Genomic DNA, 14,729 nt, shown 5'->3' with positions numbered 1-14,729 from the left:
GCCCGTTCGTCTATCGGCTAGGACGCCAGGTTTTCATCCTGGTAAGAGGGGTTCGATTCCCCTACGGGCTACGAATTAAAAAAATAATTGCAAATTTAGAGTGAAAGCTATAAATTTGCAATCCTTGAAAAAGGAAAATGGCCCGTTCGTCTATCGGCTAGGACGCCAGGTTTTCATCCTGGTAAGAGGGGTTCGATTCCCCTACGGGCTACGAATTTTATAATAAAGAAATTTAACAAAGAAAAGATGGCAAATCATAAGTCAGCATTAAAGAGAATTAGAAACAGTGAGACTAAGCGTCTTAGAAACAAATATCAGCATAAAACGACACGTAATGCTATCAAGAAATTACGTGAAGCTGATAAGAAAGAGGCTGAAACTTTGTTTCCTTCTGTAGTTTCTATGATTGATAGATTAGCAAAGCGTAATATTATTCATGATAATAAAGCTGCTAACCTAAAATCTAAATTAGCTAAGTACGTAACTGCTCTTTAATTAGAGACAATTTTAACGATATTTAGGCTTCTCCATTTTTATGGAGAAGCTTTTTTTGTTTGAAAAAAAATAAGATTACTTGCGCTGTTTGTTTTTTTCTTCAATCCAGCGAGACATGAATTCTGTACTCCGTAAGGTGTGGAATTGTAACATGGACCCTGTAAAGTTTTTAGAACGATGCTCTTCAAGGTTATTCTGTAAATCAATAATACGTTGAATAAGTTTATTGCTATGTCTGTCTTTTTGAAATAGCGTATTAATAATTTCTATTCCATTCTGTTGTGCTTGATGCCAAATGCTTTGGTTGTTGTGTAGTTTTACTGCAGCGTTTGCAAATTCTGTAGGATTATCTGTAATGAAACCATTCCAGTCAGAATCTTCCCCAAGCATGCCTTCTGCGCCAATAGTCGTAGTTGTGCTTGGAGTTCCGCATAGCATTGCTTCTGCCAATTTACCCTTGATTCCGGCTCCAAAACGCAATGGAGCTAGGCATACGCGCGCTTGTTTCATGGCTTCTTGCGCATTTTTTGTCCATCCTTTAATATGAAAACCTTGTTGTGGATTGTGTAATTGAGTTGCTTTAGGAGGAGGATACGCTCCGTAAATATGCAACTCAGCTTTTGGTAGTTGTTTTTTTATTAAAGGCCAAATAGTTTCTTTTAGATATAAGACGCTGTTCCAGTTGGGTTCGTGACGAAAATTTCCAATAGTCATGAAGTGCTCTCTTTTGTCAAATGAAGGCCAGTTTTCTTTTGTTTTTACTGTTATTGGGTTTAATAAAAAAGGTAGGTAGTGTATTAGTTCTTTAGTGATATTAAATTCTTTTCTTAATAAGTTTATTTCAATATCAGAGATGATTAAGGAAAGGTCACAGCGATATATGCTTGCAATTTCTCTTTTTGTTATGTCGCTTTTCTTTAAATCTGAGTGGCTAAATGTGATTTCGTTTTTAAATGCCTCTTGTCTAGTTTTTCGAAGACTATGTAGATCTTCGGTGTTTAGTATTTTTAAGGTATTAGGAAGTTGTTTTGTGACTCTCCATCCAAATTGTTCTTCTGTCATGAATCTATCGAACATAACAATGTTTGGTTTTAAATCTTTAATAAAATGGTCAAAACTATCATTGTTAATTTCAATATTCATTTTATTGACTCCGAGTGAAGCGATGTCATGCATGTGATTACTTTCTATCGCGGTACTTGCAAAAGTAACGCTCCAGTTTTTGGATAAGAATAGTTGTATTAACTGTAGCATTCTGCTCCCTGCTGCAGAAGAATTGGGTTCTGGCCATACATTACCTATAATAAGTATATTATTCATTTACTCGCATTTGAAGGAAATAAAAAAGCCTCAGAAATTTCTGAGGCTATAATATTATGTAAAAAAAAATAGATTTATGATAACTTTGAAAACATTGTCTCCATTTTTTCTTTTTCTTCTTGTGCTAAAGCTTGATCTACTAAGATACGACCACTATGCTCATCAGTAATGATTTTTTTACGAGAAGCAATCTCCATCTGAACTTGAGGAGGAATAGTAAAGAAAGAACCTCCTGAGGCTCCACGCTCGATTGGTACTACTGCTAGTCCATTCTTTACGTTATTTCTTATTCTTTTATAAGCAGCTACTAATCTTTCTTCAATTTGTTTCTGGAAATCTTCAGATTTAGCAATTAAAGCTTGTTCTTCTTTCTCAGTTTCAGCAAGAATAGCATCAAGTTCACCTTTTTTGTGACCAAGGTGTTTGTCTCTCTCTGAAAGACGTTCTTTGGTTTGATCTATGATCTCGTTTTTCTGAATAATCTGAACCTTAAACTCTTTGATATGTTTTTCCGATAACTGAATTTCTAGTTCCTGAAACTCTATTTCTTTACTGAGAGAGTTGTACTCACGGTTGTTTCGTACATTTTTCTGTTGCTCTCCGTATTTTTTTATTAAAGATTTAGCTTCTTCGATTAGATTTTTCTTAGTCTTGATGCCTTCGTCAATGGTTTCAAGATCTGCGTTTAGTTTTTCTAATCTTTTATTTAATCCGGCTACTTCATCTTCAAGATCTTCTACTTCTAATGGAAGTTCTCCACGTACATTTCTAATCTCATCAACTCTAGAGTCAATTAATTGCAAATCATACAGTGCTCTTAATTTTTGCTCAACAGTAACTTCTTTCTTTGCCATATTTTATATGTATTGAATGGGATTGGTGTTTTTATCCGATAAAATGATTGCAAAATTACTGATTTTTTTTCTAAGATAAGTAACAATTAGGTTTTTTGTGTACTGTTCACTTTCATAATGACCAATATCTGCTAGAATAAGCTTTCCTTCTGCTTCATAAAATTGATGATATTTTAAATCAGCTGTTATAAATACATCTGCTCCAGCCACTTGTGCATTTTTAATTGCAAAACTACCACTACCTCCTAATACGGCAACTTTTTTAATAGGTTTGCCTAGTAATGCAGAATGTCTGACACTACCAGTTTTAAATATTTCTTTAATATGCTTCAAGAATGCTATTTCTTCCATTTCTTTAGGTAGCTCTCCAATCATTCCCATACCGATATGTTGGTTTTTGTTTTCTAAAGTTGTGATTTCGTAGGCAACTTCTTCATAAGAGTGGTTGTCAATTAATGTCTTTAGAATTTTACCTTCGTTGTGTTTAGGGTATGTGATCTGTATTTGAGTTTCTTTTTCGTGATGGGTTTTTCCAATTTCGCCAATAGAAGGGCTCGCATTTTCGGAAGCTCGGAAAGTTCCAGTTCCTTCTGACGAAAAACTACAATTGTCATAATTCCCAATAGTTCCCGCTCCTGCTTCGAATAGTTTGGATCGCAATGCATCAGCTTCTTTACTAGGAGCAAAAGTGATTAGTTTTTTTATGTTTCCACTTTGAGGAATAAGAATTTTTCTGTTATTCAATTCTAATTGCTCACATATCATATCATTTACACCATATAAAGCATTGTCTAAGGCGGTATGAATTGCGAAAATGGCAATATCATGTTTGATGGCCTTCATTATAACTCGCTCTACATAGTTATTACCGTTAAATTTTTTGATGCCTTTAAAAACGATAGGATGAAAGCTTACAATAAGATTGCAGTTTTTTTCTATAGCTTCGTCTATAATAATTTCTAAAGTGTCTAGTGTAACAAGAATTCCAGTAACGGTAGTGTTCTTATCTCCAACTAATAACCCTACATTGTCAAAATCTTCAGCATAGTTTGTTGGCGCTAAAGTTTCAAGGTGTTGTATGACCTCATTAATCTGCATCTGTGAATGTTTTTAAATATAAATTGAATGTAAAAAAACTTTTGCCAATAATCAAAGTTTCGTTTTATACATTTGTCATTATAATATAATCAACAATAAGGTTACGCTTTTGAATTTATTACGAAAAATACTTTTACCCATTGTTCCTGTCTACTATTTCGTGACGTGGTTACGTAATAAATTGTATGATTTAGGAATTAAAAAATCAATTTCATATAGTTTTCCTGTGATTGCTGTAGGTAATTTAAGTGTAGGAGGTACAGGTAAATCACCAATGGTGGAATACCTTATCCGTTTATTGAATGATAAAGTCGTTTTAGCAACATTAAGTAGAGGGTATAAAAGAGAGACAAAAGGATTTCAGTTGGTTCAAACTGATTCTACAGCAAAAGAAGTAGGAGATGAGCCATTGCAGTTTAAAACTAAATTTCCGAATGTTTTAGTTGCAGTTGATGGAGATAGACGTAATGGAATATCAAGGCTAAAAACCCAGAGCCCTGATCCAGATGTTGTTTTATTGGATGATGCTTATCAGCATCGTAAAGTAAGAGCGGGTTTTTATATTTTGCTTACTCCTTATTATGATTTGTATTGTGATGATATAGTATTACCGACCGGAAATTTGCGAGAACCCAGACATGGTGCTATTCGTGCCGATGTGATTGTGGTTACTAAATGTCCGAGTGATTTGTCAGAAGAAACTCAGGAGAAAATTGTAAAGAAGTTAAAGGCTAAACCATCTCAAGCTTTATTGTTTGCAACAATTGATTATGGAAGCGATATTGTTAGTGTATCCGGAAAGCGATCTGTAGAAACGTTAAAAGATACTTCATTTACTTTGGTAACAGGGATAGCAAATCCAAAACCTTTAATTGATTATTATCATTCTTTAGGTCTTAATTTTACTCATATTAATTATCCTGATCATCATAACTTTACAGATGCGGAACTTAATCAGTTAAAAAAACATACCTGCATAATTACTACAGAAAAGGATTATGTACGGTTAGTTTCTAATTTTTCTGAAGATGTATTATGGTATCAACCAATTGAAATGAAGTTTATCAAAAATCGAGAAGTTTTTGATAATAACATACTGAGTTATATAAGAAAATGAGGCCATAGATATGACCTCATTTTATGTGTTTTGGCTAACTCAAACAAAGAAAATAAAGATTTCTTATGTTGAGTTAGATATTTATCAATAGATATGCCAAACTGTTAAGAAGTGGTTTCTTTTTTTGATAAAGCCTTATGTAGTTTAGTGAAAAATTCCTCTGTTTTATAAGGTTTAGGAATGATATCATTAAAGCCATTATTATAGAATTCATCTAAGTTGTCATCTAGTGTTACAGCTGTTAGCGCAACAATAGGAATTTCAGTATTAAATTCTCTAATTTGTCTTGTTGCTTCTATTCCACTTATGCCTGGCATATGAATATCCATAAGGATTAAATCAAAGTCCCCATTTTTTGTTTTATTAACAGCGATATCTCCATTATCTGCTACATCACAGATCATTTTATTTTTCTCTAATATCTTACGTGTAATAAGTTGGTTAATTTTATTGTCTTCAACCACTAGTACTTTTTTGTCTACCATAATGCTATAGTCAATTTTCTTAGCTTCTTCTTGGTAATTAGAAACAATATCTTCGAAAACATCGAATTTGAGATCAAAATGAAATCTAGATCCCTGTCCTAATTCACTTTCTAATTTGATTTCACTATCCATTAATGATAGTAAATTTTTAACAATAGATAGCCCTAAACCTGTACCTCCGAATTTTCTGTTTATCTGAACAGAGCCTTGTGTGAAGTTTTCGAAAATACTCAGTTGTTTTTTGTCAGAGATACCAACTCCATTATCTTTAATTTCGAAATTAAGGAAAACCTTGTTTTCAATATGGTTGATCATCTTCACCTTAATCCAGATATCTCCATTTTGAGTAAACTTTATTGAGTTACCAATGAGGTTAATAAGGATTTGAGAGATTTTTAGTGGATCTCCTTTAAGCTTGCCAGGAATATCTTTGTCAAATTCATAATGAAGTTTGTTGTTGCGATCTTTTGCCGATTTCCCTAAGGCTATCAATACATCGTTAATCCTTTTTTGCAGATTGAAGGAAGTGTTTTCTACCTCAACTTTATTAGCTTCTAGTTTATTTAGATCTAAAATATTGTTAATTAAAGAAAGTAGATATTCTCCAGAAAACTTAAGAGAATTGAGATGCTCTTTTTGATTAGGAGTTGGACTTTCTTCTAATAATAAATGAGTTAATCCTGTAACAGCGTACAAAGGAGTCCTGAGCTCGTGTGTTATTGTGGATAAGAATTGAACTTTTGCCTCACTCGCTCGTTCTGCATTTTCTTTAGCTAGAATAAGTTCTGTATTCTTGTTTTGTAATAGTTCATTTGCTCTAGCTCTCAGGTTGTTATTTTTGTATAAAGAAAGTGTGAGAAGTGATAAAATCGTAATCAAAGCAATACTTAATATTGTAGTTAATCGTCCTAATTTTAGAGATTTTTGTTGTTGCTTGTTTTCTTCAGTTAACTCTTCTATTTTAACCTTATCGTCTCCTACATTTAATTTTGCTCGGGCATCTTGAGCTATGATTTCTTTGTTGATATTGAACAGAGAATCCTTGAATTGTTGGTGAAGTCTTAAATTGAGTAATGAAGTTTTAAACTCTTCTTTGTTTTCATAGATTTCACTATATAGTTCATAGCTTTCAGATCTTATTTCAAAATACCCCATTTCTGATCCTATCTGCATTGCTAAATCATTTGTACCGATAGCATCATCCAATAAACCCATCACCATTTGAGCTCTTGCCTTTTTAGTATAGAGTTTTGCTTTATAATAAGATTGTTCGAGAAAATCTATTTTAGGTAATCCACTATTAAAGTGTTTAATGGCAGTATCCGGTTGATTCATTTCCAGAGCAAGGAGGCCTAGGTTAATTTTTACAGGACCTTCTAATGCTTCTAGGTTATTTTTTTTAACTAATGAAAAAGCCAGTTCAAGATGTTTCTGGGCATTTTCGAAATCTCTAAGTTTGGTGTGGATTGATCCACAAACATTATAGGAATTTGCCAATGCAATCTCATCCTCTTCTTCAAGTTGGATTTCTATTGCATTCTTAATTTGTTCTTTTCCGCTTTTGAAATCACCTAGTTCTAAATATAACTCTGCTAATACCCGATTGGTTTTTGCCCTATAGGTATTATCTTGATTTTTGAATGCTAACTCTTTTGCTAAGGTGATATTGTCTAATGCCCGTTCTAGCCGAGCAGTATTAATAGCTTCAGAAGCTTTGGTTAGATAGTTCTCAATAGAGTCTTTAACTTGGCGGTTTTCATTGGTTCCTTCCGTCTGGGAAGAAGCCATGAAGCTGCAACTAAGTATGATTGTAAGTAGTAAATGTTTGATTTGGGTTGGCATTTTCCTTGAAATAACTCAACTAATATAGTTATTTCTTACAAATGTTGACAATTAAATCTATTATTCTGTTGCTATATCCTATTTCATTATCATACCAACCGATGATTTTCACCATTTTTCCTATTACTGAAGTCATCAAAGAGTCAAAAACGCATGAGTGAGGATTTCCTATAATATCAACGGACACGATTGGATCTTCCGTATAGTCGAGAATCCCTTTCAGGTGAGATTCTGACGCTTTTTTAAAGGCATTGTTTATTTCTTCAATAGAAGTTTCTTTTTTTACATTAAATGTAATATCGGTAAGTGATCCGTCAGGAACTGGAACCCTGATCCCGCATCCACCTATAACATTACTTAATTCTGGAAAAATTTTGGTTAATGCTTTTGCAGCTCCCGTAGTAGTCGGAACAATGGATTGACTAGCAGCTCTGGCTCTTCTTAGATCTCTATGAGGTTGATCGTGTAAACTTTGATCTGTTGTATAACTATGAACCGTAGTTATATATGCTTGTTCTATACCACAAAGTTCATTAATTACTTTGATCATAGGTGCTGCATTATTAGTCGTACATGAGGCATTAGAGATAATGGTTTCTGATCCATTGAGAATGTGCTCATTTACTCCTAAAACAATAGTTTTTATAGAGTCTTCAAGTGGTGGAGCAGAAAGAATTACCTTTTTAGCACCAGCTTTGATATGCTGTAGTGCAGCTTCTTTCGTTTTAAATTTTCCAGTTGCTTCTACTACAATATCTATGTCATACTTTCCCCAATTACAATCAAAAGGCTGTTTTTTGTTTAATAAAGGAATCGATTTGTTGTCCACTATTATGTGGTCATTATTATATGATATATTTTTAGATAAGACTCCATGAATACTATCATATTTAAGCAGGTGACTAAGTGTTTTGGTGTCAGCTATATCATTTATTGCTAGGACTTCGATATCTGGGTTGTCAATCAATAATCTAAAAAGATTACGACCAATTCTTCCGAATCCATTAATGGCTACTTTTATTGGAGTATGCATACATCTTTATTTGTGAAAATAAATGATTAGGTCAGGTGTTTTTGAGCTTTATATGAAGAACGAACTAATGCTCCGCTTTCTACATGTCTGAATCCCATTTCCAGACCAATCTCTTCATATTTTTTGAATTGATCAGGTGTGATAAATTGTTTCACAGGTAAATGCTTTTTACTTGGCTGTAAGTATTGCCCAATAGTTACGATGTCTAGATTTACTGCTCTGAGATCCTTAAGTACTTGTATGACTTCTTCTTCTGTTTCTCCAAGACCAAGCATGATTCCACTTTTTGTACGGTTGATACCATTATCTTTTAGGTATTTTAAAACCTGAAGACTTTGTTCGTATTTAGCTTGTATCCGAACTTCCCTTGTAAGTCTTTTTACAGTTTCCATATTATGAGAAACCACTTCCGGTTTTACGGCAATAATCCTATCAATATTTTTGGTTTTCCCTTGAAAATCTGGTATTAAAGTTTCTAAAGTGGTTTCAGGATTCATTCTGCGAATCGCTTGTATGGTTTCTGCCCATATGATTGATCCTCCATCTGCCAAATCATCTCTGTCAACAGAGGTAACAACTGCATGCTTTATATTCATGATTTTAATGGATCGAGCAACTTTTTCAGGTTCTTCCCAATCCACAGTTTCTGGCCTTCCAGTTTTTACACCACAAAAACCACAGGATCTAGTACATGTATTACCAAGTATCATAAACGTAGCCGTTCCTTCACTCCAACATTCTCCCATATTAGGACAACTACCAGAAGTACATATAGTATGTAAGTTATATTTATCTACTAAACCACGAAGTTCTGTATATTTTTTTCCGGTAGGCAATTTTACACGTAGCCATTTTGGTTTTCCTTTTGGAGGAGCTACAGTGGTAACATCATTATTCATGCGTTGCAATATTTTGTACAAAAATACAAAGAAAGCTTAGATTAAAATATAGTTTTGGATATTCTTAAGTATTCTACAAGTGCAATTGATTTTTGGATGATTCAGAAATTTATTAATTCATTATATAATGAATAATAAAACATTTATGAAAGCAAAATCTAGCATAATATCTAAAAGTTAATTTTATTGCTCAAGTATTATTTGAAAAATTGATGTTAAAAAGTATTTCAAAAGGGAATTTTTAGATAAAAAGAAGAAGAAATATAAAATTAATAATTGTTGAGCATTATTGTAGAAACAACAATTTTTGATATTGATTTTCAGTTTGTTATGGTTGATGGTCTTAAACAGTTTGAATAATTCAAGGGATATTTTCTCAATAAAATTACGGTTTTACCATAATTTTATTGAGGTTTTTCTGTTTAATTAAATTTCTTTTCATATTTTTGATATTCATAATTTTAAGTCTAAAAACTTAAAATCATGGTTAAAATTAGCTTAACCCCATTTTTTATTCATTAAAAAAAAGTTAAAAAACCAATTAAAATGTCAAAAGAAGATTTAGAACAACAGAAACAACTCCAAAAAAACAGGAAACGAGTCGAAAAATGGTTAATTAGTAATCAAAACTTTATTAATATAACCGGTATTGAAAAAGAAATATCAGCTCCAAAAGGACTGGTACAAAAATTTATCAAATACGATAAGAAGATAAATGACAAGTGGATTAATCCTTTGCATGAGGTCTTAAAAAGAATAGCTACTTTTAGTCTGAGATAGAATACGTTTTTATTTGTAGCAGAAAAAGAGAATTAATTAGGCATTAAACCTAATTAATTCTCTTTTTTATTGGTAATGATTTCTGCAAGAAGTTTTCTGGCTCTAAGCAACTTTACCTTAACATTATTCATCGGTTCATCTAATACTTCAGAAATCTCTTTGTAACTTAATTCCTGAAAATATCTTAGGTTAATGACTTCTTGGTAATGTGGTTTCAGTTGTTTGATATATCTAAGTAGTCGAGCAAGGTTTTGCTCGGTAATCAATTTATCTTCAGGTGTAGGTGTATCATCTATTATTTTATAGACTACATCGTCAACTTCTGTAGTTGTTTTAGAGCGTATAGATGCATTTTTTTTTCGTAATAGATCAATGTGGATGTTTTTGGAAATCTGAATTAACCAGGTTTTAAAATTGTATTCTTCTTTAAAGGTGTCTATTTTGTCGAATGCCTTAGAAAAACTTTGGATGGTTATGTCTTCTGCCTCATATTCGTTTTGAGTCCTCTTAAGTTGAAAATTAAAAACATCATTCCAAAAAGTATGCAATAGGTAATTAAAGGATGCTTGTTTGCCCTCTTTTGCTTTTTTTATATGTTCTAACAGCGTTGAGAATTCTTTTTCCAATGAAGCACTTTTGAATAAAAATCTATAATCGATTATTTAGCGTGTTCCGTTTCATTGCAGTTAGCATATTGATCTGGAGTTTTACCACACATAGAACAAGATTCACCTTCTTTATTAAGGAAAGGGCTTTGACTGGCACATGTTCCGGCAAACTTTCCATCTTTTTTAGCCCATAGTTTAATTGCAATTCCTGCGAAGGCAATTAATAAAAGACCAACTGTTAGTAATAACAATTTCATAATAATACTATCAAAATTTGTGTGCAAAGATACAAAGAAAAGTAGCTGAAATTGTGATTTGTAGAAAATTTGATTTATGTCAAAATTTAAAAAAAAAAGCCAATTTAAATAATATTTACCTCGGTTTCTAACACAATGTTAAATTTTTCTTTAATCGTTTCCCGAATTTTTTTCGATAGGTCTAGTATTTCCTGACCTGTAGCGTTGTCGTGGTTTACTAATACCAAAGCTTGTTTAGTGTGAACACCTGCATCTCCCCAACGTTTTCCTTTGAAACCACATTGTTCAATAAGCCATCCGGCAGGAACTTTTATACTTTTTTCATCTACTTTATAATACGGAATGTTGGTATACGATTTTTGTATTTGCTCAAATGCTTGTAATGTAACTACTGGGTTTTTAAAAAAACTCCCACTATTACCAATCTCTGCAGGATCGGGTAATTTACTTTTTCTAATAGCTATAACGGATTCAGAAACATCCTTAATCGTAGGATGGGTAGTGTTTTTTTCTTTCAAAGCATTTTCAATAGCTCCATAACTTGTGTTAAGTATATGCTCTTTCGTAGTTAATCGAAAAGTTACTTTGGTAATTATATATTTTCCTTTTAGTTCATTTTTGAAAATAGAATTCCTGTAACCAAAATTACAATCTTCTTTTGTGAATTTTTTTTTCTCTCCGGTACTTAGATGAATTGCTTCACAACTAATAAATTTATCCTTTAACTCTACACCATAGGCTCCAATATTTTGGATTGGAGCACTGCCTACATAACCAGGAATTAATGACAGGTTTTCTAGGCCACCAAAATTATTGTTGATGCAGAATTGAACGAAATCATGCCAATTTTCTCCTGCGTTAGCGGAAACTAATACCGAATTACTAGACTGAATAGTTGTGGTGATCCCTTTCATTGCAATATGTAGAACTAGAGCTTCTAGATCTTTGGTAAGTAACATATTGCTTCCACCACTGAGAATGAAAATCCTCTTGTTCTTATGAATAGAAAGAGTCTCTATAAGTTCTTTTTCAGAATTAATTTCTATAAATTCTGATGCTTTTACATCTATGCCAAATGTATTATGGCTTTTAAGAGATTTGTTACGTTCTATTTTCAAAAAAGATTAAATTTGGATTAGATATTATTTTCTTTTTAGTTTGCGAAATATATGATTATTTATGCTTTTATAAGCTAATTTTTTGTTCGACAGCTACTAAAGGTTGTTGATCAGTATAATTGTCTAAAGCTAGTTTTAATATATTGATTGCTTTTTTAAGATCTCTTCTGTTTAGAACATATGCTATTCTAACCTGATTTAATCCCTCATTAGGACTAGAGTAAAATCCAGAAGCTGGTGCTAACATGACAGTTTCATTATTTACGTGAAACTCATCCAAAAGCCATTTAGTAAAATGATCAGCATCTGTTATAGGTAATTCCGCAATACAATAAAATGCTCCGTTCGGCATAGCTACTTTAACACCGGGAATTTCCCTAAGTCCTTTAACTAAAGTGTCTCTTCTTGTTTTGTATTTTGCAACAGTTTCAGTGTAATATGATTCAGGAGCTTCTAGCGCCGCTTCACTAGCAATTTGCGCAAAAGTAGGAGGACTCAGTCTAGCTTGAGCAAATTTCATTGCAGTCTCCATAACACTTTTGTTTTTACTTACCATACAACCTATTCTAGCTCCACACATGCTGTATCGTTTAGAAACGGAATCAACAACTATTGCATGATCATCAAGAGCTCTTTCTTGTAAGATGGAGTAATGTTCAGAATCCCCATATACAAATTCTCTATATACCTCGTCAGAGATTAAAAATAAATCATACTTGATAGCAAGTTGAGCAAGTTGTTGTATTTCTTCTTTACTATACAGGTAACCAGTAGGATTTCCTGGGTTGCAAATAAGGATAGCTTTGGTTTTTGGTGTTATAAGTTTCTCAAAATCTTTTATTGGAGGTAATGCAAACCCATTATCAATCTTTGAAATTACAGGTACCACAGTTACTGTAGATTGCGTAGAAAAACTATAGTAATTAGCATAAAATGGTTCTGGAACTATAATTTCATCACCAGGATCCGTGATACTGCCCATTGTAAAAATTAATGCCTCGCTACCTCCAGTGGTGACTAAGATGTCATTAGAAGATATAGTGATATCATGTTTGGCATAATAACCAGCTAATTTATTTCTAAAACTTTCAAAACCTGCTGAATGACTATATGCAAGAACATCTAATTTATGATTTCTTACTGCGTCCAGAGCCTCGATAGGTGTTTTTATATCTGGTTGACCGATATTAAGATGAAAAATATGTTTCCCTTCTTTTACCGCTTTTTCTGCAAAAGGAGCTAGCTTACGAATCGGTGATTCGGGCATAGCCTTACCTTTACTTGATATTACAGGCATTCTTTTTGAATTTATAAAGTAAAATAGCGGTAAATTTCTTAAATTATTTAGGATTTAAGTTAATTATTATCAGGAATTTTCAAGTATTTTTCTATATTTAGTGGAATGAAGATTTTGTACTGGGATTTTTATCATTTTCTTAAAGAGAACGCCCTAATTCTTTTTTTACTTACTTCTTTTACTTTTAGTGCACAAGAGGGTTTTAAATTACCTGAAGGTGTGCGTAGTGATAAAATTAAGTTTGAATTGGCAAATAACCTTATTATAATACCTGTTGAGCTTAATGGAGTTCAGTTATCTTTTATATTGGATACAGGAGTAGGTTCTACTATTCTTTTTAGTATTGATAAAAGAGAATCTTTGGAATTAAAAAATGCTTCAAAAATTTTACTTAGGGGTTTAGGAAATGATGAACCAGCAGAAGCAATTAAATCTACTAACAATTTATTGAAAATAGGAAATGCTTATAGTGCAGATCATACTGTATATATGATCTTTGATGAATCTATGAATTTTTCACCTTTAATGGGGTTTCCTGTTCATGGGATTATAGGGTATGATCTCTTTAAGGAATTCATTTTGAATATCAATTACTCCAAAGAAGTTATTAAAATATTTAATCCTGAATCATATAAGTATAAAAAGTGTAGAAAATGTTATCAGACGGATTTAGGCATAAGTAATGGAAGAAAGCGACCTTTAATTAAGGCTAAATATAAAACTAGTAAAGGATTGATTGATGTGAATCTTTTGCTAGATTCTGGGTCTAGTTCCGCATTATGGCTATTTGAGAACCCAGAAATGGGTCTTACTGTTCCAAGTAGTTCATTTGATGATTTTCTAGGAAAAGGTTTCAATGGCGATATTTATGGTAAAAAAACTAAAGTGGACGGTTTTTATATTGGTGATTTTGAGATAAAAGAAGTGACAGCTTCTTTTCCTGATTCTCTATATATTCAAGGAATCTCATTGAAGAATCGTCAAGGATCCATAGGAGGTAGTGTGTTAAGAAGATTTAATTTAATTGTGGATTACCCAAACAAAAAAATCTCTTTTAAAAAGAATGGTTTTTTTAATAAGCCATTCTATTATAATATGAGTGGTCTTACTGTTCAGCACAGTGGAGTACGAGTTATAAAGAATTATAATATACGTAAAGGTTCTTCTAAACCATCATTGGGCTTTATAAGCAAGGACAACGGTAAAATCTCAGTTAATGTTTATAAAGCGGACGCAAGTACTTTTGTGTATTCCTTAGAGTCAGAGTATAAAATTACTGAAGTTAGGCCAGATTCACCAGCGGCATTGGCAGGTTTGCTAAAAGACGATAAAGTTTTAGAAGTAAATGGTCGTAAGTCTCATTTATATAAGCTTTCGGATTTAAATGATTTGTTTTACTCAGAAGAGGGTAAAAAAATTACAATTAAAGTAGACCGTATGGGTGTGGAAATGAAATTTACGTTCTTTCTTAAAAAAGTGATATAAAAAAGGTTTTACGAGTAAACGTAAAACCTTCTATAAAAAAT

14 protein-coding genes and 2 tRNA genes are annotated in these 14,729 nt (G+C 32.4%); 6 read left to right on the top strand and 10 right to left on the bottom strand.

Annotated elements, in window-relative coordinates; genetic code table 11:
• The 3 genes from Q0975_RS15350 to rpsT all read left to right on the top strand — a co-directional run bounded on the left by Q0975_RS15350 (position 1) and on the right by rpsT (position 495).
• Positions 1-71: transfer RNA gene (locus Q0975_RS15350), tRNA-Glu, on the top strand.
• A 68-nt stretch (positions 72-139) separates the two neighbouring features.
• Positions 140-211 (top strand) — tRNA-Glu (locus Q0975_RS15345).
• Positions 212-246: 35 nt separating this feature from the next.
• Positions 247-495: a 30S ribosomal protein S20 gene (gene rpsT / locus Q0975_RS15340; RefSeq protein WP_299438189.1), complete on the top strand. Its 249-nt coding sequence runs from the start codon at positions 247-249 to the stop codon at positions 493-495.
• A 75-nt stretch (positions 496-570) separates the two neighbouring features.
• Here the strand turns inward: rpsT and Q0975_RS15335 are convergent, their stop codons facing one another.
• The 3 genes from Q0975_RS15335 to Q0975_RS15325 all read right to left on the bottom strand — a co-directional run bounded on the left by Q0975_RS15335 (position 571) and on the right by Q0975_RS15325 (position 3,767).
• Positions 571-1,815, bottom strand: coding sequence for a glycosyltransferase (locus Q0975_RS15335; protein WP_299438187.1), 1,245 nt, complete (start codon positions 1,813-1,815; stop codon positions 571-573).
• A 74-nt stretch (positions 1,816-1,889) separates the two neighbouring features.
• Positions 1,890-2,669 carry a C4-type zinc ribbon domain-containing protein gene (locus Q0975_RS15330; protein ID WP_299438185.1) on the bottom strand — a complete coding sequence of 260 codons (780 nt, stop codon included), beginning with the start codon at positions 2,667-2,669 and terminating at the stop codon, positions 1,890-1,892.
• Between the two features lie 3 nt (positions 2,670-2,672).
• Positions 2,673-3,767: a Nif3-like dinuclear metal center hexameric protein gene (locus Q0975_RS15325; protein WP_299438183.1), complete on the bottom strand. Its 1,095-nt coding sequence runs from the start codon at positions 3,765-3,767 to the stop codon at positions 2,673-2,675.
• A gap of 109 nt (positions 3,768-3,876) precedes the next feature.
• Between Q0975_RS15325 and lpxK the strand changes: the two genes are divergently transcribed.
• Positions 3,877-4,884 carry a tetraacyldisaccharide 4'-kinase gene (gene lpxK, locus Q0975_RS15320; RefSeq protein WP_299438181.1) on the top strand — a complete coding sequence of 336 codons (1,008 nt, stop codon included), beginning with the start codon at positions 3,877-3,879 and terminating at the stop codon, positions 4,882-4,884.
• A gap of 104 nt (positions 4,885-4,988) precedes the next feature.
• Here the strand turns inward: lpxK and Q0975_RS15315 are convergent, their stop codons facing one another.
• The 3 genes from Q0975_RS15315 to lipA are packed head-to-tail and all read right to left on the bottom strand — an operon-like array spanning position 4,989 to position 9,143.
• Complete coding sequence (locus Q0975_RS15315) at positions 4,989-7,211, bottom strand: response regulator (protein WP_299438179.1); 2,223 nt, start codon at positions 7,209-7,211, stop codon at positions 4,989-4,991.
• 28 nt (positions 7,212-7,239) lie between these two features.
• On the bottom strand, positions 7,240-8,244 hold the full coding sequence (gene gap, locus Q0975_RS15310) for a type I glyceraldehyde-3-phosphate dehydrogenase (protein WP_299438177.1): 1,005 nt from the start codon (positions 8,242-8,244) through the stop codon (positions 7,240-7,242).
• Positions 8,245-8,270: 26 nt separating this feature from the next.
• Positions 8,271-9,143 (bottom strand): lipoyl synthase, encoded by an 873-nt coding sequence (gene lipA / locus Q0975_RS15305; protein ID WP_299438175.1) that lies wholly within the window; start codon positions 9,141-9,143, stop codon positions 8,271-8,273.
• A gap of 546 nt (positions 9,144-9,689) precedes the next feature.
• Between lipA and Q0975_RS15300 the strand changes: the two genes are divergently transcribed.
• Positions 9,690-9,923: a hypothetical protein gene (locus Q0975_RS15300; protein WP_299213528.1), complete on the top strand. Its 234-nt coding sequence runs from the start codon at positions 9,690-9,692 to the stop codon at positions 9,921-9,923.
• Between the two features lie 53 nt (positions 9,924-9,976).
• On the opposite strand, the gene Q0975_RS15295 is transcribed toward Q0975_RS15300, so the two are convergent.
• From Q0975_RS15295 to Q0975_RS15280, 4 genes are all read right to left on the bottom strand, one after another.
• The gene (locus Q0975_RS15295; RefSeq protein ID WP_299438173.1) at positions 9,977-10,549 is read right to left on the bottom strand and encodes a sigma-70 family RNA polymerase sigma factor; all 573 of its coding nucleotides are present in this window, start codon (positions 10,547-10,549) and stop codon (positions 9,977-9,979) included.
• Between the two features lie 32 nt (positions 10,550-10,581).
• On the bottom strand, positions 10,582-10,788 hold the full coding sequence (locus tag Q0975_RS15290; protein ID WP_299438171.1) for a membrane or secreted protein: 207 nt from the start codon (positions 10,786-10,788) through the stop codon (positions 10,582-10,584).
• 104 nt (positions 10,789-10,892) lie between these two features.
• Positions 10,893-11,906: a UDP-N-acetylmuramate dehydrogenase gene (gene murB / locus Q0975_RS15285; RefSeq protein WP_299438169.1), complete on the bottom strand. Its 1,014-nt coding sequence runs from the start codon at positions 11,904-11,906 to the stop codon at positions 10,893-10,895.
• Between the two features lie 67 nt (positions 11,907-11,973).
• On the bottom strand, positions 11,974-13,203 hold the full coding sequence (locus tag Q0975_RS15280) for a pyridoxal phosphate-dependent aminotransferase (RefSeq protein WP_299438167.1): 1,230 nt from the start codon (positions 13,201-13,203) through the stop codon (positions 11,974-11,976).
• 105 nt (positions 13,204-13,308) lie between these two features.
• Between Q0975_RS15280 and Q0975_RS15275 the strand changes: the two genes are divergently transcribed.
• Positions 13,309-14,688: an aspartyl protease family protein gene (locus Q0975_RS15275; RefSeq protein ID WP_299438165.1), complete on the top strand. Its 1,380-nt coding sequence runs from the start codon at positions 13,309-13,311 to the stop codon at positions 14,686-14,688.
• Positions 14,689-14,729 lie beyond the last annotated feature (41 nt).

The organism is uncultured Aquimarina sp., from assembly GCF_947500065.1.
Lineage (GTDB): Bacteria > Bacteroidota > Bacteroidia > Flavobacteriales > Flavobacteriaceae > Aquimarina.
This window is presented reverse-complemented; position numbering and strand designations above follow the sequence as displayed.